Origin of the sequence: Halomonas daqiaonensis (assembly GCF_900109725.1) — a bacterium.
Lineage (GTDB): Bacteria > Pseudomonadota > Gammaproteobacteria > Pseudomonadales > Halomonadaceae > Halomonas > Halomonas daqiaonensis.
This window is the reverse complement of sequence record NZ_FOBC01000009.1, coordinates 90,454-111,855: the sequence shown is the minus strand read 5'-3', so window position 1 is coordinate 111,855 and position 21,402 is coordinate 90,454. Positions and strand designations below refer to the sequence as shown.

General features: G+C 65.8%; 22 protein-coding genes. 12 read left to right on the top strand and 10 right to left on the bottom strand.

Annotated features, from left to right (window positions below; translation table 11 throughout):
* Positions 1 to 34: 34 nt before the first annotated feature.
* Genes BMY30_RS09220 through coaBC form a run of 3 tightly spaced genes read right to left on the bottom strand, consistent with a single transcriptional unit; the run spans position 35 to position 3,303 of the window.
* A complete protein-coding gene (locus BMY30_RS09220; RefSeq protein ID WP_089712827.1) occupies positions 35 to 1,432 on the bottom strand; it encodes a phosphomannomutase/phosphoglucomutase in 1,398 nt (465 codons plus the stop codon).
* A 54-nt stretch (positions 1,433 to 1,486) separates the two neighbouring features.
* On the bottom strand, positions 1,487 to 1,984 hold the full coding sequence (gene dut / locus BMY30_RS09215) for a dUTP diphosphatase (RefSeq protein WP_089712825.1): 498 nt from the start codon (positions 1,982 to 1,984) through the stop codon (positions 1,487 to 1,489).
* Positions 1,985 to 2,007: 23 nt separating this feature from the next.
* Positions 2,008 to 3,303 carry a bifunctional phosphopantothenoylcysteine decarboxylase/phosphopantothenate--cysteine ligase CoaBC gene (gene coaBC / locus BMY30_RS09210; protein WP_089712824.1) on the bottom strand — a complete coding sequence of 432 codons (1,296 nt, stop codon included), beginning with the start codon at positions 3,301 to 3,303 and terminating at the stop codon, positions 2,008 to 2,010.
* Positions 3,304 to 3,416: 113 nt separating this feature from the next.
* Between coaBC and radC the strand changes: the two genes are divergently transcribed.
* The 9 genes from radC to BMY30_RS09165 all read left to right on the top strand — a co-directional run bounded on the left by radC (position 3,417) and on the right by BMY30_RS09165 (position 11,769).
* Positions 3,417 to 4,091, top strand: a complete 675-nt coding sequence (gene radC, locus BMY30_RS09205) for a RadC family protein (RefSeq protein ID WP_089712822.1) — start codon at positions 3,417 to 3,419, stop codon at positions 4,089 to 4,091.
* A gap of 152 nt (positions 4,092 to 4,243) precedes the next feature.
* On the top strand, positions 4,244 to 4,480 hold the full coding sequence (gene rpmB, locus BMY30_RS09200) for a 50S ribosomal protein L28 (protein ID WP_089712820.1): 237 nt from the start codon (positions 4,244 to 4,246) through the stop codon (positions 4,478 to 4,480).
* A 26-nt stretch (positions 4,481 to 4,506) separates the two neighbouring features.
* A complete protein-coding gene (gene rpmG, locus BMY30_RS09195; protein WP_089712818.1) occupies positions 4,507 to 4,662 on the top strand; it encodes a 50S ribosomal protein L33 in 156 nt (51 codons plus the stop codon).
* 94 nt (positions 4,663 to 4,756) lie between these two features.
* Positions 4,757 to 5,593, top strand: coding sequence for a bifunctional DNA-formamidopyrimidine glycosylase/DNA-(apurinic or apyrimidinic site) lyase (gene mutM / locus BMY30_RS09190; protein WP_089712947.1), 837 nt, complete (start codon positions 4,757 to 4,759; stop codon positions 5,591 to 5,593).
* Positions 5,594 to 5,643: 50 nt separating this feature from the next.
* A complete protein-coding gene (locus tag BMY30_RS09185) occupies positions 5,644 to 6,840 on the top strand; it encodes a class I SAM-dependent rRNA methyltransferase (RefSeq protein ID WP_089712816.1) in 1,197 nt (398 codons plus the stop codon).
* A gap of 6 nt (positions 6,841 to 6,846) precedes the next feature.
* Positions 6,847 to 7,167, top strand: coding sequence for a putative signal transducing protein (locus BMY30_RS09180; protein WP_089712814.1), 321 nt, complete (start codon positions 6,847 to 6,849; stop codon positions 7,165 to 7,167).
* 227 nt (positions 7,168 to 7,394) lie between these two features.
* A complete protein-coding gene (ald, locus tag BMY30_RS09175) occupies positions 7,395 to 8,510 on the top strand; it encodes an alanine dehydrogenase (protein WP_089712813.1) in 1,116 nt (371 codons plus the stop codon).
* Positions 8,511 to 8,860: 350 nt separating this feature from the next.
* Positions 8,861 to 9,886 (top strand): tryptophan--tRNA ligase, encoded by a 1,026-nt coding sequence (gene trpS, locus BMY30_RS09170; RefSeq protein ID WP_089712811.1) that lies wholly within the window; start codon positions 8,861 to 8,863, stop codon positions 9,884 to 9,886.
* A gap of 203 nt (positions 9,887 to 10,089) precedes the next feature.
* Entirely contained in the window at positions 10,090 to 11,769 is a 1,680-nt protein-coding gene (locus BMY30_RS09165; RefSeq protein WP_089712808.1) for an NAD-dependent malic enzyme, read from the top strand.
* A 69-nt stretch (positions 11,770 to 11,838) separates the two neighbouring features.
* Here the strand turns inward: BMY30_RS09165 and acnA are convergent, their stop codons facing one another.
* On the bottom strand, positions 11,839 to 14,583 hold the full coding sequence (gene acnA / locus BMY30_RS09160; protein ID WP_089712806.1) for an aconitate hydratase AcnA: 2,745 nt from the start codon (positions 14,581 to 14,583) through the stop codon (positions 11,839 to 11,841).
* Between the two features lie 185 nt (positions 14,584 to 14,768).
* Between acnA and BMY30_RS09155 the strand changes: the two genes are divergently transcribed.
* The gene (locus BMY30_RS09155; RefSeq protein ID WP_089712803.1) at positions 14,769 to 14,978 is read left to right on the top strand and encodes a zinc ribbon domain-containing protein; all 210 of its coding nucleotides are present in this window, start codon (positions 14,769 to 14,771) and stop codon (positions 14,976 to 14,978) included.
* Between the two features lie 56 nt (positions 14,979 to 15,034).
* On the top strand, positions 15,035 to 15,985 hold the full coding sequence (trxB, locus tag BMY30_RS09150) for a thioredoxin-disulfide reductase (protein ID WP_089712801.1): 951 nt from the start codon (positions 15,035 to 15,037) through the stop codon (positions 15,983 to 15,985).
* Positions 15,986 to 16,178: 193 nt separating this feature from the next.
* Here the strand turns inward: trxB and BMY30_RS09145 are convergent, their stop codons facing one another.
* On the bottom strand, positions 16,179 to 16,424 hold the full coding sequence (locus BMY30_RS09145; protein ID WP_089712944.1) for a SlyX family protein: 246 nt from the start codon (positions 16,422 to 16,424) through the stop codon (positions 16,179 to 16,181).
* A 95-nt stretch (positions 16,425 to 16,519) separates the two neighbouring features.
* Here BMY30_RS09145 and BMY30_RS18290 point away from each other — a divergent pair, with 95 nt between their 5' ends.
* On the top strand, positions 16,520 to 16,984 hold the full coding sequence (locus BMY30_RS18290) for a cold-shock protein (protein WP_089712800.1): 465 nt from the start codon (positions 16,520 to 16,522) through the stop codon (positions 16,982 to 16,984).
* Positions 16,985 to 17,101: 117 nt separating this feature from the next.
* Here BMY30_RS18290 and BMY30_RS09135 read toward each other — a convergent pair whose 3' ends face one another.
* The 5 genes from BMY30_RS09135 to dapC are packed head-to-tail and all read right to left on the bottom strand — an operon-like array spanning position 17,102 to position 21,263.
* Positions 17,102 to 17,488, bottom strand: a complete 387-nt coding sequence (locus BMY30_RS09135; RefSeq protein WP_089712798.1) for a hypothetical protein — start codon at positions 17,486 to 17,488, stop codon at positions 17,102 to 17,104.
* 7 nt (positions 17,489 to 17,495) lie between these two features.
* A complete protein-coding gene (dapE, locus tag BMY30_RS09130; RefSeq protein WP_089712796.1) occupies positions 17,496 to 18,668 on the bottom strand; it encodes a succinyl-diaminopimelate desuccinylase in 1,173 nt (390 codons plus the stop codon).
* Positions 18,655 to 19,680, bottom strand: coding sequence for a 2,3,4,5-tetrahydropyridine-2,6-dicarboxylate N-succinyltransferase (dapD, locus tag BMY30_RS09125; protein ID WP_089712794.1), 1,026 nt, complete (start codon positions 19,678 to 19,680; stop codon positions 18,655 to 18,657). Before dapD ends, dapE begins: the two co-directional genes overlap by 14 nt.
* A gap of 45 nt (positions 19,681 to 19,725) precedes the next feature.
* On the bottom strand, positions 19,726 to 20,064 hold the full coding sequence (locus BMY30_RS09120; RefSeq protein WP_089712792.1) for an arsenate reductase: 339 nt from the start codon (positions 20,062 to 20,064) through the stop codon (positions 19,726 to 19,728).
* Positions 20,058 to 21,263: a succinyldiaminopimelate transaminase gene (dapC, locus tag BMY30_RS09115; RefSeq protein WP_089712790.1), complete on the bottom strand. Its 1,206-nt coding sequence runs from the start codon at positions 21,261 to 21,263 to the stop codon at positions 20,058 to 20,060. Before dapC ends, BMY30_RS09120 begins: the two co-directional genes overlap by 7 nt.
* Positions 21,264 to 21,402 lie beyond the last annotated feature (139 nt).

Sequence of the window (21,402 nt, the reverse complement as noted above, 5' to 3'; positions counted from 1 at the left end):
GTCGGGATCCTGTCCTGTATGTGGCGAATGCCCTTCAGAGGGGCAGTGTGAGGTCGGGCGACACCTGGGCGAGGGCGTCGGCGAAGCGGCTGCGGATGCGTGCCAGGGCGGCGTCGTCCTTACCCTCGAAGCGCAGCACCAGCACCGGCGTGGTATTGGAGGCGCGGCACAGGCCCCAGCCGTCCGGGTAGTCGACACGAATGCCGTCCAGAGTCGTCTTGATACCGTCCTCGCCGAAGTCGCCCTCACGAGCTAGCCTGGCCACCAGATCGAATTTGGTCTCGTCGGTCACCGTGATGTTGATCTCCGGGGTGCCCACATCTTGGGGGTAGCGGGCGAAGAAGGTGTCGGCGTCGTCAGCCTGCTTCGACAGGATCTCCAGCAGGCGTGCGGCGGCGTAGAGGCCGTCGTCGAAGCCATACCAGCGCTCCTGAAAGAAGATGTGGCCGCTCATCTCGCCGGCCAGCAGGGCACCGGTCTCCTTCATGCGCGCCTTGATCAGCGAGTGACCGGTGCGCCACATCTCCGGTGTTCCGCCGGCTTCCTCGATCACCCGCGTCAGGTTGCCGGTGCACTTGACGTCGAAGATCACGCGGGCGCCGGCGTTGCGCGACAGCATGTCCTCGGCGAAGGCCATCAGCAGGTGATCGGGGTAGATCAGCGTGCCGCTCGGCGTGATCACGCCCAGGCGGTCGCCGTCGCCGTCGAAGGCGAGGCCGATGTCCGCGCCGGTCTCCTGCACAGTGCGAATCAGGTCCTGGAGGTTCTCGGGCTTGCCCGGATCCGGGTGGTGGTTGGGGAAGGTGCCGTCGATTTCTGCAAACAGCGGGAGTGTCTCGGCGCCGAGTCTCTCTACCAGTTGTGGGCCCAGCTCGCCGGCGACGCCGTTTCCGCAGTCCACCACCGCCTTGAGCGGGCGGTCGAGGGTGACGTCGCCGAGGATACGTTCCAAGTAGGCCTCGCGCAGATCCTGTTCACTCACGCTGCCCTGGCCCGAGACCAGCTCGCCCTCCGTGATACGGGTGTGCAGCGCGGTAATGGCGTCGCCGGAGAGCGTCTCGCCGCCCAGTACGATCTTGAAACCGTTGTAGTCCGGCGGGTTGTGGCTGCCGGTGACCATCACGCCAGAGGCCGTTCCCTCGATCACATGGGTGGCGAAGTAGAGCACCGGGGTGGGAACCATGCCGATGTCGACGACGTCGCAACCCGACGCCATCAGGCCGTGGGTCAGGGCCGCCAGCAGTCGCGGGCCGGAGAGGCGCCCGTCCCTGGCGACGACCACGGTGGACTCACCGCGAGACCGGGCCTCGCTTCCGATGGCTCGACCGATCAGCGCGACGCTCGTCTCGGTCAGGGTCTCGTCGACAATGCCGCGAATATCGTAGGCACGAAAGATGGAGGCGGGGACTGCCTGGTGCGCTTCCTGGGTCATGGGGTCCGTCCTGTATGGGTATCGTGTGGCTGGGTATCGTCCCTGTGGGTTGTGTCAGTGACGACCGGAGCTGCCGAATCCTCCGGTGCCACGTTGGCCGGTGCCACGCGGGTCGGCCCCCCGGTGGCTGGTGTCGAAGGCATCGACGACCTCCAGCTCGGCATGCACCACGGGAACGAGCACGTACTGTGCCAGCCTCTCGAGGGGCTCGATGGTGAAGGGTGCATTGCCACGGTTCCAGGTGGAGATCATCAGCTCGCCCTGGTAGTCGGAATCGATCAGCCCCACCAGGTTGCCGAGCACGATCCCATGCTTGTGACCCAGCCCCGAGCGGGGCAGGATCATCCCGGCGAGGCCCGGGTCGGCAATGTGGATGGCAAGCCCCGTGCGCACCAGTTCGCACTGCCCGGGTGCCAGGGTCAGGGGTGCATCCAGCAGGGCGCGCAGGTCCATGCCGGCCGAGCCTTGGGTGGAGTAGTGGGGCATGAAGTCACGCAGGCGCTCGTCGAGTAACCGGACGGCGAGGCGAGGGCGATCGCTGAGGCTGGACATCGGAAATCCTCGGGCATTCGGTGTCAGGGGGCGTGATATTGCGCCAGGCAGGCCAGGGCACGGCGCATCACCGCCAGGGCGAGCTGCGACTTGGGCTGGGGCGCGAGGCTCTCGCCGCCTTCGCCATCACCTTCACGCCACAGCAGGAGGGCGGCGTTGTCGTCGCTGCCGAAGCCGAGCCCGGCCCGGGAGACATCGTTGGCAACGATCATGTCGAGCCCCTTGCGGGTCAGCTTGTCCCGGGCGTAGGCCTCCAGGTCGCGGGTCTCGGCGGCGAACCCCACTACCAGTGGGCGCTGTGCCTGGGGCAGGGCGGCCACGGAGGCGATGATGTCGGGATTCTTGACCAGCCGCAGGGTGAGGCCCTCCTCGCCCTCGACCTTCTTGATCTTGTGCTCGGCGGCCGACTCGGCCCGATAGTCGGCGACGGCGGCGCAGCCGATGAAGATATCGCTGTCGGCGGCCAACCGCTGGGCGGCCTCGTGCATCTCCCGGGCCGACTCCACGTCGGTGCGCTCGACGCCGTCTGGTGTCGGCAGGGCGACCGGGCCGCTGATCAGCCGTACTCGGGCCCCCAGCGAGGCGGCGGCGCCAGCCAGGGCGAAGCCCATCTTGCCGGAGCTGTGGTTGGAGAGGTAGCGCACCGGATCCAGCGGCTCCCGGGTGGGGCCAGCAGTGATGGTGACGGTCAGGCCCTCTGCCTCCCGTGACGCTTCCGGCCTGGCCGACATTTCGTGAGATGCCCCTGAGGGCGCCATGGAGGTCGCGGCGTCGGTCGCCGTGGAAAGCAGCGCTACCAGGATCGCCTCTGGCTCGAGCATGCGGCCTGGCCCCACATCGCCGCAGGCCTGGCCACCGCTGTCCGGCCCAAGCAGCTGCCAGCCGTCCTCGGCCAACTGGCCCGCGTTGCGCTGGGTGGCAGGATGACGCCACATGGCCTGGTTCATGGCCGGGGCCATCACTTTCTCGGCTTCGCTTGCCAGGCACAGGGTGGTCAGCAGGTCGTCTGCCAGGCCCTGGGCGAGGCGCGCCATCAGGTCGGCAGTGGCTGGGGCGATCAGGATGGTGTCGGCCCAGCGGGCCAGCTCGATATGCCCCATGCCGGCCTCGGCCTCGGGGTCGAGCAGCGAGGTGCGCACCGCTTCTCCGGTCAGCGCCTGGAGCGTCAGTGGCGTGATGAAGGCCTGGGCGCCCTCGGTCATCACCACGCGCACTTCGGCCCCTGCCTGCGTGAGCAGGCGGGCGAGCTGGGCGCTCTTGTAGGCGGCGATGCCAGCACTGATACCGAGCAGCAAACGCCGTCCGGAAAGCGAAGACATGGGCGTGACCCCGGGAAGATGAACAGGCGCCTACCTTACCATCGGCGTTGCACCTTGCGTAGCCGCCGGGCCGACTACACTGAGAATCAATGGCGTCAGGCAGGGAGGCGGGGATGTCGATTCGGGACTGGCCGGAGGGGGAGCGTCCCCGGGAAAAGTTGCTAGCCTTGGGGGCGGAGGCGCTCTCCGATGCGGAACTGTTGGCGATCTTTCTGCGTGTCGGCGTGGAGGGGCGCTCGGCGGTGGACTTGGCTCGCGACCTGCTGTCCGCCTTTGGCGGGCTGCGCCAGCTGCTGGAGGCCGACCAGGCGCGCTTCTGCGCCGAACGCGGCATGGGCATGGCCAAGTATGCCCAGCTCCAGGCCACTCTTGAGCTGTCGCGACGGCATCTCGCCAGCCAACTGAGCCGGGGCGATGTGCTGACCTCGCCAACGCTGGTGCGTGCCTACCTCGCAGCTCGGTTGCGTCATCTCGGCCACGAGGAGTTTGCCGCGCTCTTCCTCGACAGCCAGCATCGCGTGATCCGCTACGAATCGCTGTTCTGTGGCACCCTGGACAGCGCCTCGGTCTACCCTCGCGAGGTGGCCCGCCGCGCCCTGGAGCTGGGCGCCGGCCCCATCATCTTCGCCCACAACCACCCTTCCGGCGTGGCCGAGCCCTCTGATGCCGACCGGCGCATCACCGAGCGGCTACGCGAGGCGCTCGGGCTGTTCGAGGTCCGCGTGCTGGACCATTTCGTGGTGGGGGATGGGGAAGTCGTCTCCTTCGCGGAGCGGGGGTGGTTATGATACGCCGCGTCGCTTGCCGAATGCGGAGGCATCTGGTATAAAGTGCACCCTTTGAATTCCCTTGGGTCAAATGACGACGGGCTCGTCCCGGTTTGCCCGACAGGTTTTGAACACTCAGGTCTAACCACCTGGCCAAGCGGTTGGAGGCTCTCATGTCCAAAGTATGTCAGGTTACCGGCAAGCGCCCGGTGACTGGTAACAACGTTTCACACTCCCAGCGCAAGACGCGCCGTCGTTTCGTGCCGAACCTGCATTCCCACCGTTTCTGGGTGGAGGCCGAGAAGCGCTTCGTCAAGCTGCGCGTATCCTCTAAGGGCATGCGCATCATCGACAAGAAGGGCATCGAGGCGGTGCTCGGCGATATCCGCAAGCGCGGCGAAGCCGTCTAAGCGATTTACCACGGGAGACAACCGTCATGCGCGACAAGATCAGAATGATTTCCAGTGCCGGTACCGGTCACTTCTACACCACCGACAAGAACAAGCGGAATACCCCGGATAAGCTCGAAATGAAGAAGTTCGACCCGGTCGTCCGCAAGCATGTGATGTACAAGGAAGGTAAGATCAAGTAGTTCTTGGTCGCTTCCACCGCAGGTACAAGCCTGTCAGCTTGAACCCGGCCCCATGGTCGGGTTCTTGCGTATTGCCGCCCCTCCGGACGAGACCATGCCCGAGCTGCCCGAAGTCGAGACCACTCGCTGTGGTATCGCTCCTCATGTGGAAGGCCGCGAGATCGTCGAAGTGATCGTGCGCCAGGCTCACCTGCGCGTGCCAGTGCCGGCGGACCTCGTCGAGCGGCTGGTCGGGGCGAGCATCGGCAAGCTCGCCCGGCGTGCCAAGTACCTGCTGCTGCCGCTCTCCCGGCCGGGGCAGGACGAGAAGGGCGGCACCTTGCTCTGGCACCTGGGTATGTCCGGCAGCCTGCGTATCGCCCGCCTGGGCGAATTGCCCAAGAAGCATGACCATCTCGACCTGGTGCTCGACGATGGCGCCATCCTGCGCTATCACGACCCGCGTCGCTTTGGCTTCGTTGATTGGCTGGCCGGCAGCGAGGAGCAGGACACTCGCCTGGCGCGGCTGGGGCCGGAACCCCTCTCGGAGGCCTTCGATGGCGAGCGCCTCTACTGGCTCTCCCGCGGGCGCCGCCTGGCGGTGAAGCCTTTCCTCATGGATAACGCCGTCGTGGTTGGGGTAGGCAATATCTATGCCGCCGAGGCCCTATTCTTGGCCGGCATCGACCCGCGCCGCGAGGCCGGGCGCATCTCCCGGGAGCGTTACGCGCGGCTCGCGGCGGCGGTGCGCGAGGTGCTGGCCGCCGCCATCACTCAGGGCGGCACCACCCTGCGCGACTTCGTCAGCGGCACCGGCGAGCCGGGCTACTTCAAGCAGCGACTCAATGTCTACGGGCGCGATGGCCAGCCCTGCCGGCGCTGTGGCGCCGAACTGCGCCTGGTGACCCTGGGCCAGCGGGCCAGCGTGTTCTGCGGCCACTGCCAGACCTGATGGCGGCGCGGCCCCGCCGACGCCCCTCCACCCTTTCACGAGACACCCCCATGACCGCACTCCCCTCACTGCGCCTGAAGAAGAACGCCGACCGTCGCCTCAAGGCCGGCCATCTTTGGCTCTATTCCAACGAGATCGACACCCAGGCCACGCCGATCAAGGAGATCGAGCCCGGCGCGCAGGTGGTGATCGAGGCCGCCAATGGCAAGGCCATGGGGGTCGCCTATGTCAATCCGCACTCGCTGATCTGCGCGCGCATGGTCTCCCGCGACCCGTCGCAGGGGCTCGATCGCTCGCTGCTGGTCCACCGCCTCAACCAGGCACTGGCGCTGCGCCAACGCCTCTTCGACAAGCCCTTCTATCGCCTGGTGCACGGCGAGGGCGACCTGCTGCCGGGGCTGGTGATCGACCGCTTCGGCGACGTGCTGGTCGTGCAGCTCAATACTGCCGGCATGCAGGCAGTACTGCCCGAGCTCCTCGACGCCCTGGACAAGGTGTTGTCGCCGTCCTCGGTGGTGCTGCGCAACGATACCAGCGGGCGCCGCCAGGAGGGCCTGGAGGCCGGCGTCGAGGTCGTCAAGGGTGAGTTGCCCGACCGAGTGCTGCTGGAGGAGAACGGCGTGCAGTTCGTTGCCCCGGTGCTCGACGGCCAGAAGACCGGCTGGTTCTTCGATCACCGGGTCAACCGTGCCTGGCTCAATGGCCTGGTGGCCGGCAAGCGGGTGCTCGATCTGTTCAGCTATGTGGGTGGCTGGGGCATTCAGGCCGCGGCCAACGGTGCCCGGGAGGTGCTCTGCGTGGATGCCTCGGGTCCGGCACTCGAGCATGTCGCCGAGAATGCCGCCCTGAACGGGCTTCACGAGCAGGTGGCGGTAGGCGAGGGCGATGCCTTCGAGGTCCTAGCGGCCCTCAAGGCCGAGGGCGAGGAGTTCGACGTGGTGATCCTCGACCCGCCCGCCTTCATTCGCAAGCGCAAGGATATTCCCAATGGCGAGCGTGCCTATGGCAAGCTCAACCGCGAGGCGATGCGACTGCTGGGACGCGACGGCCTTCTGCTCTCCGCCTCCTGTTCCATGCACCTGACCCCGGAGCGCCTGGTGGATGTGGTGCGCGGGGCAGTGCGTCACCAGGATCGCCAGGGACAGATCCTGTTCCAGGGCCACCAGGGGCCGGATCACCCGGTCCATCCGGCCATTCCCGAAACGTCCTATCTCAAGGCCCTGGGCATGCGCGTCTTCCGGGACTAGTTCGCGATGCTTCTCGGCTACGTTCGCGCCTTTGCGCATTCCAATGCGCTGCTGGTCAGTCACGTGCACAACGTGCTGACCGCAGCCGGCATTCCCGCAGAGCTGCGCAACATGAGCCTGGGTGGCGGCGCCGGTGAGCTGCCGCTGGGGGAGTGCGAACCTGAAGTCTGGGTGGCGCCCCATAACCGCGAACGGGCCGAGGCCCTGATCCAGCAGACACTGGAAGGGGCGAATGACCGTCCGGCATGGACCTGTCCGGGATGCGGGGAGCACCTCGAAGGCGTCTTCGATACCTGCTGGAGCTGTGGCACCCACCGAGAGTCCTGAGACAGCCTGTGGCCTGTCTGACTCTCCCCTGGGCGAGACGCCTCCAGGCGACCTCGGAGCGGTGTGGAAGGGTTTCCTGTAGAGGCGTTGGCGGGAAGAAAGATATCTGGTTAAGAAGCCTTCTCTTGTCGACATTTTCCGTTCTTCCGCGCGAGCTCATCGTGTATGGACTACCTGTGCTGTAATAGGGAGGAAAGCTACCCAACAACAGCGAGCAGGAGAAAGCCATGCAGATCGCCGTGCCCAAGGAGATCAAGAACCACGAGTATCGTGTCGCCCTGACCCCCACCGGGGCCCGGGAACTCGTTGCCCGCGACCATAGGGTTACCGTCCAGGCCGGTGCCGGCGAGGGTGCTGGCTTTCCGGATGCCGCCTATGAGGCTGCCGGTGCGTGCCTCGAGACCGATGTGGCCAAGGTCTGGGACGGTGCCGAGCTGATCCTCAAGGTCAAGGAGCCGCAGGCCGAGGAGGTCGCACGTCTCAAGGCCGGCCAGACACTCTTCACCTACCTGCACCTGGCCGCCGAGGAAAAGCTCACCCGCGGCCTGATGGAGAGCGGTGCCACCTGCATCGCCTACGAGACCATCACCGACCGCCAGGGCGGTCTTCCATTGCTGGCGCCGATGAGCACCGTGGCAGGGCGCATGGCCATCCAGGCCGGTGCCCACAGCCTGGAGAAGGCCCAGGGCGGCTCGGGCGTTCTGCTGCCAGGGGTGCCCGGCGTGGCGCCGGCCAGGGTGGCCGTGATCGGCGGCGGTGTGGTAGGCGAGAACGCCGCGCGCATGGCGCTTGGCCTGGGTGCCGAGGTCACGGTGCTCGACAAGTCGATCCCGCGTCTCGAGACCCTGGACGATCGCTATCAGGGCCGCATGAAGACGGTGTTTTCCACGGCCGACACCATCGACGAAGCAGTGCACGAGTGCGACCTGATCGTCGGTGCCGTGCTGATCCCGGGGGCTGCTGCGCCCAAGCTGATCACCCGCGAGATGCTTGCCGAGATGCAGCCCGGCAGCGTGCTGGTAGACGTGGCCATCGACCAGGGCGGTTGCTTCGAGACAAGCCGGGCCACCACCCACACCGACCCGACCTACATCGTAGACGGGATCGTGCACTACTGTGTGGCCAATATGCCTGGCGCCGTGGCACGCACCTCCACCCAGGCACTGACCAATGCCACCCTGCCGTTCGTCATTGCACTCGCCGACAAGGGCTGGCAACAGGCGCTGGCCGACGACGCCCACTTCGCCGCTGGCCTCAACGTCCACGATGGCCAGGTGACCTACAAGGCGGTGGCCGAGGCCCTTGGACTTCAATATGTCGATCCGGGAGAGTTGCTAAAGTAGGCAAGGACGTAGGTGGAGAGCTTCCTGGCGCTCCACCGTCAGGGCCTGAATCCGCGGCTATCCCGGCGACAGCTCTGCGAGGAGGCGCTGTGAACCCTTCCGTGGGCGCTACCGATGCCCTGCTGCGCTCTCGCGTTCCGCTCCACTTGCAGGGCCGGTGCTGGTCATCATTGGCCAGCCCGTTCGGAGCAGTGCTCCTCACCCCAGGCTTAGGACCTCCGCTTCGGCCTATCCTCGGCGCCGCTTCTCCGGGTTGACTCGACATATAGTTCACTAACTTGCTCGGTCGCCTTGGTCGGGGCCTCGCGTTACCATAGCGGCCATTTCCGACAGCAGAGTCCGCTTACCTCATGAATGCAGCTTCCGAGAAGACCCGCGTTCTCACCGGCATCACCACCACCGGCACCCCCCATCTGGGCAACTACGTGGGGGCGATCAAGCCTGCCATCGCAGCGAGCCAGGACCCGAACGTCCAGTCCTACTACTTCCTCGCCGACCTACACGCACTGATCAAGTGCCAGGACCCACGCCGGGTGCAGGAATCGCGCCTGGAAATCGCCGCCACCTGGCTGGCGCTGGGCCTGGATACCGACAACGCCATCTTCTATCGCCAGTCGGACGTGCCCGAGATCCCCGAGCTGACTTGGCTGCTCTCCTGCGTCTGCGCCAAGGGGCTGATGAATCGCGCCCACGCCTACAAGGCAGCAGTGGCAGAGAACGAGGCCGCCGGCAACCAGGACCCGGACAAGGGCATCACCATGGGGCTGTTCGGCTACCCGGTACTGATGGCCGCCGATATCCTGATGTTCAACGCCAACAAGGTGCCGGTGGGTCGCGACCAGATCCAGCACATCGAGATGGCCCGCGATATCGCCGGACGCTTCAACCACCTCTACAAGGGGCAGTACTTCACCTTGCCCGATGCCGTGGTGGACGAGCGCGTGGAGGTCCTGGGCGGCCTGGATGGCCGCAAGATGTCCAAGAGCTACAACAACACCATCCCGCTGTTCGTCTCCGAGAAGAAACTGCTGAAACTGGTGCGCAAGATCAAGACCAACTCTCTGGAGCCCGGCGAGCCCAAGGACCCCGCGACCTGCACCCTGTTCCAGATCTACTCGGCCTTTGCCACGGGCGACGAGGCCGAGGCCATGCGCACCGAGTATGCCAATGGCATCGGTTGGGGTGAGGCCAAGAACCGCGTCTTTGAACTGCTCAACGAGCAGCTGCGCGAACCCCGCGAGCGCTACCAGGCGTTGATGGAGGACCCCGGTCACATCGAGCAGGTGCTGATCAAGGGCGCCGAGCGGGCACGTGCCGAGGCAGCGCCCTTCATGGATCGCCTGCGCCAGTCGGCGGGACTCGGGCGCTTTGTCTGATTTGCGATCGCACAAGTCGATATTGCGGGTGCTCTCGGGTGCCCGCCGTCCTGTAGCGTAGAGTCACTGAGCCACTAGCCCGCCCTCAGCGTTGACGCCCCGGCTCCAGCCCGGGACTGTCGTCGTTGTCGGCGTGCTAGAGTTGATGAGAAGGCGCCGCAGAGCGTCAATGGCCCGTTCCAGTCACCGTATCGAGGCGAGAGATGACCATCGACCAGAAGCGTTCCCTCTACATCCCCTATGCCGGCCCGCCGCTGCTCGAGATGCCGCTGCTCAACAAGGGCAGTGCCTTCACCCGCGAAGAGCGCCTGGAGTTCAACTTGATCGGCTTGCTGCCGGAGAACGTCGAGAGCATCGAGGAGCAGGTAGAACGGGCCTATCGCCAGTACAGTCAGTGCCAGAACGATCTGGACAAGCACGTCTACCTGCGCGCCATCCAGGACGACAACGAGACGCTCTACTACCGACTGGTCACGGAGCACCTCGAGGAGATGCTGCCGATCATCTACACCCCCACGGTCGGCAAGGCGTGCGAGGAATTCTCCAATATCTACCGTAATCACCGGGGGCTGTTCATTGCCTACCCCGACCGCGACCACATGGATGACATCCTGCACAGCTCCACCAAGGACAAGGTCAAGGTGATCGTGGTCACCGACGGCGAACGCATCCTGGGGCTGGGCGACCAGGGCATCGGCGGCATGGGCATCCCTATCGGCAAGCTGGCGCTCTACACCGCCTGTGGCGGCATCAGCCCGGCCTACACCCAACCGATCATGCTCGATGTGGGCACCAACAACCAGGCATTGCTCGACGATCCCATGTACATGGGGTGGCGCCACCGGCGGGTCTCTCAGGAGGAGTACGATGCCTTCATGGCGCAGTTCATCACTGCGGTGAAGCGACGCTGGCCGAATGTGTTGCTGCAGTTCGAGGACTTTGCCCAGGCCAATGCCCTGCCACTGCTGGACCGCTATCGGAACGAACTCTGCTGCTTCAACGACGACGTTCAGGGAACTGCCTCGGTGGTGGTGGGCACCCTGATGGCTGCCTGTCAGGCCCGTGAGCAGGGCATCAGCCAGCAGCGGGTGGTGTTCGTCGGCGCGGGATCCGCTGGCTGCGGCATCGCCGAGCAGGTGGTGGTGGCCATGCAGGCCGAGGGCCTGACCGAGAGAGAGGCGCGCTCGCGTATCTACATGGTCGACCGCGAGGGCCTGGTCACTTCCAATCAGGTCTGGCTTCGCGACTTCCAGGGTCGGCTGGCCCATGACCCAGAGATGGTGGCTGACTGGGATGGCCAGGCGCTGCTCGAGGTGGTACATCGTGTTGAGCCCACGGTACTGATCGGCGTGTGCGGCATGCCGGGCATCTTCACCGAGGAAGTGGTCCGGGCCATGCATGCCGGCTGTGAGATGCCGGTGATCATGCCGCTCTCCAACCCTACCTCCCGGGCTGAGGCGGTGCCGGAGGATGTCATTCGCTGGACGGACGGTGCGGCCCTGGTGGCCACCGGCAGCCCCTTCCCGCCGGTGGAGCACGATGGTCGCAGCATTCCCATCGCCCAGTGCAACAACGCCTACATCTTTCCGGGGATCGGCCTGGGTGTGGTGGCCGCCGGGGCTAAGCGCGTCACCGACGCCATGCTGATGGCCTCGTCACGGGCGCTGGCCCGCGAGGCACCGCTGGTCAAGCACGGGGAGGGGGCGCTGCTGCCGCCGCTCTCCCATATCCGTGAGCTCTCCAAGGTGATCGCCTTCGATGTGGCTGCCCAGGCCCAGGGCGAGGGTGTGGCGCTGAAGACCAACGGCATCAAGCTGCGCGAGGCCATCGAGCGCAGTAGCTGGTCGCCGATGTATCGGCGTTACCGCCGCCGCTCCTTCTGAGGCTTCGCCTGGAATGAACACGGCCCCGCCGGGTAACCCGGCGGGGCCGTTCGCGCTTGGCAGTCTTGGTCAGGCTGAACCGATCATCTTGCGCAGCACGTAGTGGAGGATACCGCCGTGGCGGTAGTACTCCAGCTCGTTGCCGGTATCGATGCGGCACAGGGCCTCGAGCTTCTTCTCGCCCTTGTCGGAGGCGATGGTCACCTTGACCTTGCCGCCCGGGGTGAGGTCGGAGAGCCCCTCGATGGAGACCGTCTCGTCGCCGGTCAGGCCCAGGCTTGTACGGCTCTCGCCGTCCGGGAACTGCAGCGGGACCACGCCCATGCCGATCAGGTTAGAACGGTGGATGCGCTCGTAGGACTCGGCCAGAACCGCGCGCACACCGAGCAGGCGGGTGCCCTTGGCGGCCCAGTCGCGGCTGGAACCCGTGCCGTACTCCTTGCCGGCGATCACCACCAGCGGCGTGCCCTCCTGCTGGTACTTCATGGCGGCGTCATAGATCGCCATCTGCTCGCCGGAGGGTACGTGGCGGGTCTCGCCGCCGATCACGCCATCGAGCATCTCGTTCTTGATACGCACGTTGGCGAAGGTGCCGCGCATCATCACCTCATGATTGCCACGCCGCGAACCATAGGAGTTGAAGTCAACCGGTTTGATACCTCGCTCCTGCAGGTAGCGCCCTGCGGGGCTGTCGGGCTTGATGGCACCGGCCGGCGAGATATGGTCGGTGGTCACCGAGTCGCCGAGCATGGCTAGAACCCGGGCGTCCTTGACATCTTCCACCTCTGCCGGCTCACGGCCCATGCCTTCGAAGAAGGGTGGGTGCTGGATGTAGGTGGAATCCTTCGACCACTGGTAGACCTGGCTTTCGGGCACATCGAGCGACTTCCAGGTTTCGTCGCCGTCGAATACCTCAGCATACTCCTTGCGGAACATCTCGGTGTTGACGTTTTCCACCGCCTCGGCAATCTCCGCCTGGCTGGGCCAGATGTCCTTGAGGGTGACCGGGTTGCCGTCGTTATCCGTGCCCAGCGGGTCGCGGGTCAGGTCGAGCTGGACGTTGCCGGCCAGGGCATAGGCCACCACCAGCGGCGGCGAGGCAAGCCAATTGGTCTTGACCAGCGGGTGTATGCGCCCTTCGAAGTTGCGGTTACCCGATAGCACCGAGGCCACGGTAAGGTCACCCTCCTCTATGGCTTTCTCGATGGGCTCCGGCAGCGGTCCGGAGTTGCCGATGCAGGTGGTGCAGCCATAGCCCACCAGGTTGAAGCCCAGGGCGTCGAGGTCGTCGTTGACGCCGCCAGCTTCGAGATAATCCGTCACTACTTTGGAACCGGGCGCCAGTGAGGTCTTCACCCAGGGCTTGGACTTGAGGCCCTTGGCCAGGGCATTACGTGCCAGTAGCCCGGCGGCCATCATCACGCTGGGGTTAGAGGTGTTGGTGCAGGAGGTGATGGCGGCGATCACTACCGCTCCCGGGTTGAGCTTGAAGGCCTCGCCCTCGAACTCCACCTCCTGGCTGTCGTGGTGCTCGTAGCTCTCCTCCACACCCACGGCAGTCTGGCCGCCTTCGGAAAGCAGGCTCCCCTTGTCGGTGTCGGGAAGCGTGTCACCGTTTTCGCCCATCAGTTTGACGAAGGTCGCCTTCATGTCCTGGAGGGCAACGCGATCCTGAGGCCGCTTGGGCCCGGCCAGGCTGGCCTCGACCTCGGTCATGTCCAGCGCCAGGGTGTCGCTGAAGATCGGCTCGTCGGCGGGCTCGCGCCACAGGCCCTGGGCCTTGCTGTAGGCCTCTACCAGGGCGATCTGGGCGTCCTCGCGGCCGGTCAGGCGGAGGTAAGTCAGCGTCTCCTCGTCTACCGGGAAGAAGCCGCAGGTGGCGCCGTACTCCGGGGCCATGTTGGCAATGGTGGCGCGGTCGGCCACCGGCAGGTCCTTGAGGCCATCGCCGTAGAACTCGACGAACTTGCCCACCACGCCCTTCTTGCGCAGCATCTCGGTGACTGTCAGTACCAGGTCGGTGGCGGTGATGCCCTCGCGCAGCTTGCCGGTAAGCTTGAAGCCCACCACCTCGGGAATCAGCATGGAGACCGGCTGGCCGAGCATGGCGGCCTCGGCCTCGATACCGCCCACGCCCCAGCCGAGCACGCCCAGGCCGTTGATCATGGTGGTGTGGGAGTCGGTACCCACCAGGGTGTCTGGATAGGCCAGCGTCTTGCCGTCCTGTTCTTTCGTCCAGACGGTCCTGCCCAGGTACTCGAGGTTGACCTGGTGGCAGATACCAGTACCCGGCGGTACCACACGGAAGTTGTCGAAGGCATCCTGACCCCAGCGCAGGAATTCGTAGCGCTCGCGGTTGCGCTCCATCTCGATGGCCACGTTGTCCTTGAATGCCGCGGGGTTGCCGAACTTGTCGACCATCACCGAGTGGTCGATGACCAGATCTACCGGCGACAGCGGGTTGATGCGGGCAGGATCCTCGCCGAGGGATTCCACCGCGGCGCGCATGGAGGCCAGGTCGACGACCCCGGGCACGCCAGTGAAGTCCTGCATCAGCACACGCGCCGGGCGATAGCCGATCTCGCGGTCGGAGTGGCCCTGCTGCTGCCAGTCGACCAGTGCCTGCATGTCTTCGCGGGCAACGCTCTCGTCATCGGCGAAGCGCAACTGGTTTTCCAGCAGGATCTTCAGGGTCTTGGGCAGGCGGTCGATGTTGCCCAGGGCGTCTGCGGCCTTCTCCAGGCTGTGAAAGTGATAGGTCGTGCCGCCGGCGTCCAGCGTCTGCAGGGTATCCGGTGTGGACTCGTTGCTCATGCTGTCTGTCCTCCTTTCGCATCGCAGGGAGTGAGGGCACCATCCTGGCACCATCGTGGTTACATGGTCATGATAGATGGCCTTTTCAAGCGTCGCCTGGAGCGGATGCCGTTCGGGCTCCCTTGAAATGCCGGCCACACCCCCTCATATTGCTGCAATACGGCATGAGGCTTCCAGGAGGCCAGATGCACGAGGAACAGCTGGCGTCGCGTCGTGTGCATTGTCCTTACTGCGATGCGCCCTTCGATCTGCTGGTCGATACCACCCAGGGCAGTCAGGTCACCTGGGAGGACTGCCACATCTGCTGTGCGCCGATCCAGGTTCGCATCGATGTCGACCTGGAGGACGAGAGCACCTTTCAGGTCACGCTGGGGCGTGACGACGAAGTGCTGTAGGCTCTCCCGCCGGGCGTTATCCGACCGATTCATCCCGATCCATTACGAGGTCCTCCATGAGCGATGCGCGTCACGAACGCTTGATCATCCTGGGCTCCGGCCCCGCCGGCTATACCGCGGCCGTCTACGCGGCCCGGGCCAATCTGAAGCCGCTGCTGATCACCGGCATCCAGGCCGGTGGCCAGTTGACGACCACCACCGACGTGGACAACTGGCCGGGAGATGATGCCGGCGTCCAGGGCCCCGAGCTGATGGAGCGCATGAAGCGCCACGCCGAGCGCTTCGACACCGAGGTGCTCTTCGACCATGTGCAGGAAGTGGACTTGCGTGAGCGCCCTTTCACGCTGAAGGGCGACAACGGCACCTACACCTGTGATGCCCTGATCATTGCTACCGGCGCCAGTGCTCGCTATCTGGGGCTCGAGTCGGAGCAGAAGTTCATGGGGCAGGGGGTCTCGGCCTGCGCGACCTGCGACGGCTTTTTCTATCGCAAGCAGGAAGTGGTCGTGGTGGGCGGCGGCAATACCGCCGTCGAGGAGGCGCTCTACCTCTCCAACATCGCCTCCAAGGTGACCCTGGTGCACCGTCGCGAGAGCCTGCGTGCCGAGAAGATCCTCCAGAACAAGCTGTTCGAGAAGGCCGAGAACGGCAACGTGGTGCTGGAGTGGAATCAGACCCTGGATGAGGTGCTGGGCGACAACAGCGGCGTGACCGGGGTGCGCCTCACGTCCACCGAGACCGGCGAGACAAAGGAAATCCAGGCTCCCGGGCTGTTTATCGCCATCGGCCATAGCCCCAATACCGGCATCTTCGAGGGCCAGCTCGACATGGCCGGCGGCTATATCAAGGTCAAGTCGGGCCTCGGCGGTAATGCCACGGCGACCAGCGTACCGGGCGTGTTCGCCGCCGGCGATGTGATGGATCATGTCTACCGCCAGGCCGTCACTTCCGCCGGCACTGGCTGCATGGCCGCGCTGGATGCCGAGCGCTATCTGGACGAGCTTTGACAACGCTGGTCCTATAGCGGCTGTTGGCGCATGAATGCGCGGCTCATCCGTCGACAGGCCTGTTCGGGGGCGCTGTGAACCCGTCCATGGGCGCTACCGACGCCATCCCTGGCGTAGGACCCCCTCCAGACCTGTCCCCGGCGCCGCTTGCCCAGATGGCGCCGCCAACATGCCTTGCTACTTGAAGCTTGGGTCAATAATGCGGCGGCACCTCGTCCATGGGTTCGGGTGCCGTCGCATCTCCCTCCTGTAGTGCCCGCTGCTTGTCGCGCAGTCGCTCCTGCATCAGCGCATTGAGTCGCTCGAGGCGTGACATCCGCTGTTCCTGTCCGGCCACGGCCTCGTCGAGGGTGTCGAGCCAGTGCTCCTGGTAGGCGATACGGCTCTCCAGGGCCTCGAGCCGCCGCGTTAGCTCGGCGGGCGTTGAATCGGTGCCCATGGTAGAATTCTCGCGCTGGGTGTCGCCGTTCATCGTGGCACCTCCATGATGGTTTGTTCCTTCCTTTCACCCCGACAAGAGAGTTTTACAGGTCCATGAATCGAAAGGTCGTGTTTCGTTGTAGTCTCATCAGCCTGCTGCTGGCCGCGCCGGCCCCGCTGCTGATTGCCCTATTCGTCCATCTCACCGGCGGCGTACTGTCCCGTGAGCTGTTTTCCAGCCTCCAGGTGGGTGGCGTGGCCGTGGTCTATTTCGCCGCCGTCGCCGCCGTCTTCCTGGTGCTGCTGGTCGCCACCCTGGCGGTCAATGCCCTGACGCCCCAACTGGTCAACCTGGCCGAGGTCGAGGACGATGATCGCGAGATCGGCGAGGTCAAGTGGTTCAACGTCAACAAGGGGTACGGCTTCATCACCCGTGACGATGGCGAGGATGTCTTCGTACATTTCCGTGCCATCCGCGGGCGAGGGCATCGTACCCTGGCCGAGGGCCAGAAGGTGCGTTACCACATCATCCAGAATGAGCGGGGGCTGCAGGCCGACGACGTCACCGTGATTACTTGAATCGAAGCGCTTGGCCATCGCTCGGCGGCTTCTAGCTTGTAAACACCGCTGGTTTCCAGCCTTTCATGACAACGCCCCGCCTCGGCGGGGCGTTGTCGCGTCTGGCATGGGGCGGGGTCACTGGCCGGAGTCGGGCCAGTCGATTGCCTGCTCCTTCCCGTCGGGCAGCACCTGCACGAAGCGGTCCGGGTCGTCACCGGGCTGCCAGCCCCCCAGCGAGCAGCGCACCTCGCAGCCCAGCCGGGCGGCGGCCTCCCGGGCGCACTCCGTGTCGGTGGTCCAGGGCGTCCTGGCGCTGTCGAACCATAGGCTGGCAAAGCCGTCGGCGGCCTTCTCCACCACAAGTACCGGTACCTCTCCGGCGGCAGCTAGGCCGAGGGTGCGCCACTTGCCCTTGCCCGCGGGCGACAACGGCTCGGCGGCGATGGCCTGCTGGAGCCAGGCATCCAGGCGCGCGATGTCACAGTGCGCCAGGTAGATCTCGATATCGGGATAGGATTGCATGGGCGCCTCAGGGCCGTGCCGTGCCGTTGACGAAGAGTCTGGCGAGGATCGCCTGGTAGACCCGGCTGAGGTCATCGAGATCCGTGGCCCGGACCCGCTCGTTGACCTGGTGAATGGTGGCATTGCTGGGGCCGAGCTCGACCACCTGGCTGCCCAGGGTGGCGATGAAGCGCCCGTCGGACGTGCCGCCGGCGGTGGAGAGCGCAGGTCGGTGTCCTAGGGCATCCTCGACGCCGGACACGGCGGCCTCTACCAGTTCGCCCTCGGCGGTGAGGAAGGGCTCGCCGTTGAGAGTCCAGTCCAGGTGATAGTCGAGGCCATGGGCATCCAGCAATGCCTCAGTGCGCTGCATGAGCTGCTCGTGGGTCACCTCGGTGGAGAAACGCAGGTTGAACACCACCTCGACATCACCCGGGATCACATTGGTGGCGCCGGTCCCCGAGCGGATATTGGAGATCTGGAAACTGGTGGCGGGGAAGAAGGCATTGCCGGCGTCCCAGTGCTCCCGTGCCAGGGCGTCCAGCGCCGGTAGCGCCTGGTGGACGGGATTGCGCGCCAGGTGCGGATAGGCCACATGGCCCTGAATGCCCCGGACACGCAGCACTCCGCCCAGCGACCCGCGTCGACCGTTCTTGATCACGTCGCCGAGCCGGTCAGTGGAGGAGGGCTCGCCGACGATACAGTAGTCGAGACGGTCATGTGTCTCGCGCAGGTGCTCTACCACGGCCCGGGTGCCGTCGATAGCCGGCCCCTCCTCGTCGGAGGTGATGAGAAAGCCGATTCGCCCATGGTGGTCCGGATGGGCCGTCACGAAGCGCTCCACCGCGATGACCATTGCCGCCAGGCTACCCTTCATGTCGGCGGCACCTCTCCCCCGCAGCATGCCCGACTCATCGATGCACGGCTCGAAGGGCGGGAAGTCCCAGTGGGTATGGGGGCCGCTGGGGACCACGTCGGTGTGGCCGGCGAAGGCCAGCAGCGGCCCATGGTGGCCACGGGTCGCCCAGAAGTTTTCCACATCGCCGAACGGCAGGCGCTCGATCCGGAAGCCGAGCGCCTCGAGGCGCTCGATCATCAGGTCCTGGCAGCCCAGATCGTCCGGCGTCACCGAGGGGCGCCGGATCAGCTCGAAGGCGAGAGCCAGGGTCGGGGAGAGCGCCGGCGGCTCAATTGTTGGCATGCAGCGCCTCGTTGAGCGCGATGGCGCTCTTGTTGGTGAGGCACTCGATGCGGCCGTTCTGCGAATTGCGACGCAGCAGCAGGTCGTCCTGGCCGGCCAGCTCGCGGGCGGCCACCGTCTCGACCTCCTGGCCCTGATCGTCAAGCAGGGTGACCTTGGCGCCGGCGGTGAGGTAGAGGCCGGCTTCCACGGTGCAGCGATCGCCCAGCGGGATGCCGATGCCGGCATTGGCACCGATCAGGCAGCCCTCGCCCACCTTGATGACGATGTTGCCGCCGCCGGAGAGGGTACCCATGGTGGAGCAGCCGCCGCCGAGGTCCGAGCCTTTGCCGACCATCACCCCGGCGGAAATGCGGCCCTCGATCATGCCCGGCCCCTCGGTGCCGGCATTGAAGTTGACGAAGCCTTCATGCATCACCGTGGTGCCTTCCCCCAGGTAGGCACCCAGGCGCACTCGGGCGGTGTCGCCGATGCGCACGCCGCCGGGCACCACGTAATCGGTCATCTTGGGGAACTTGTCGACGCAGTCCACGGAGAGCGGGCGGCCCTCCAGGCGAGCCTTGAGGCGGCGGGCCGGTAGCTCCTCGATGTCGATCGCCCCTTCACTGGTCCAGGCGATGTTGCGCAACAGGCCGAACATGCCGGTGAGGTCGAGCCCGTGGGGTTTCACCAGGCGGTGGGAGAGCAGGTGTAGCTTGAGATAGACCTCCGGGGCACTTTGGGGCGGGGTGTCCACGTCCAGGAACATGGCCACCAGCGGTCGACGGCTCGCGGCCAGGGACTCGGCCAGTTCGGCCTGCTCCTCGTGGCCGGCGGCCTTCAGCGCACCGGCCAGCTCGCTGCAATGCTCGGGCAGGAAGCTGACGGCGGCATTGCCGTCGGGGGCGTCGAGTATCTTGGCGGCGGCGGCCACCAGACTGGCGTCGGGCTTGAGCAGTGGGGCCGGATAATAGATTTCCAGCCAGTCGCCCTGGGTATTCTGGGTGCCGATTCCGAGTGCAAAGCTCAGCATGGGGGTGGTGTCCTCTGGAAGTGTGGAGGAGGGTCGGGAGAGGCCCTAGCGTGAGTCGTAGTCGCCTTCGCGGTAGCCGACGAGGATATCGTCGCCGGTATCGAGTAGCGGGCGCTTGAGCAGTGTGGGGTGGGCCAGCATCAGCTCACGGGCCTTGTTGGCGTCGATGTCGGCCTTCTCCTCGTCATCGAGCTGGCGCCAGGTGGTACTGCGCCGGTTGAGCAGCGACATTACCGGCACCTTGTCGAGGATATGCTCGAGTAGCGGGGCGGAGAGACCATCCTCGCGTAGATCATGGACCTGGAAGGGGGTGCCCTTGCTCTCCAGAGCCTTGCGGGCCTTGCGGCAGGTGTCGCAGTTCTTGATCACGAAGAGTGTCAGCATAGGAAACTCCTCTCGATGAAGTGTCGGATTCGCCAGGCGGCCTCCACCGTGGTTTCGACCTCGGCAACCAGTGCCAGGCGCAGCCGGCCGCTGCCGGGGTTGGTGCCGCTGCTGCCGACTCGGCCCATGTAGCTGCCGGGCAGCACGCTGACATTCGCTTCGGCATGGAGCACGCGGGTGAAGGTCTCGTCATCTCCGCCGGGTACCGCCGGCCACAGGTAGAAGCTCGCCTCGGGGGTGGGGAAGTCCAGCACCGGGGCAAGGACCTCGGTGACCGCGGTGAATGTCTCACGGTAGGCATCGCGGTTAGCGCGTACATGCGTTTCATCTTGCCAGGCGGTGACCGAGGCCTGCTGCACGGGCAGCGACATGGCACAGCCATGATAGGTGCGATAGCGCTTGAAAGGGGCGATCAGCTCGGCGTCGCCGGCTACGAAGCCGGAGCGCAGCCCTGGCAGGTTGGAGCGCTTGGAGAGCGAATGGAATACCAGGCAACGCCGGTAGTCGTGGCGGCCGAGGCGCGCACAGGCCTCGAGCAGTCCCGGCGGCGGGGCGGCCTCGTCCAGGTAGAGCTCGGAGTAACACTCGTCCGAGGCGATCAGGAAGTCGTATTCATCCGCCAGGGCGATGAGCTTCTCGAACTCGGCCAGCGGCGTCACCGACCCGCTGGGGTTGCCCGGGGAGCAGAGGAACACTAGCTGAACATCGCGCCAGGTCTCGGCGGGCACACTGTCCAGGTCCGGCCGGAAGCCGCTCTCGGCGGTGCCATCCAAATAGAGTGGCTCGCCGCCGGCGAGCAGGGTGGCGCCTTCGTAGATCTGGTAGAAGGGGTTCGGCATCGCCACCTTCGCCGGTCGAGTGCGGTCGAGTGCGGCTTGGGCGAAGGCGAAGATCGCCTCCCGGGTGCCGTTCACCGGCAGCACCTGGTGGTCGGCGTCGAGCCCGGCCAGCCCGAAGCGGCGAACCGCCCAGCCGGCGATCGTCGTGCGCAGGTCGGCCGTTCCGGCGGTGGCCGGGTAGCGGGCGAAGTCCTGGCGGTGGGCCGTGAGCGCCTCGAGCGACGCCGCAAAGGGCGCATGCTGCGGCTCGCCGATGGTCAACGGGATATGCGCCAGCCCCTCGGGTGGCGTCACGCCGGCCTTGAGGGCGGCGAGCTTCTCGAAGGGGTAGGGCTTGAGGGCGTCGAGGTCGGGGTTCATGGGTGTCCAGGTGCGCCTCGCCAGCCATGGCCTTGGGCGTCGTTGTCGGTGGTGGCCTGCGTGCCGTCGGCGGTGCGCGGGCGTACAGGGCGTCGATTATAGGGAAGCCCGGGGGAGGCCTCAAACGCCTACCGTTCCC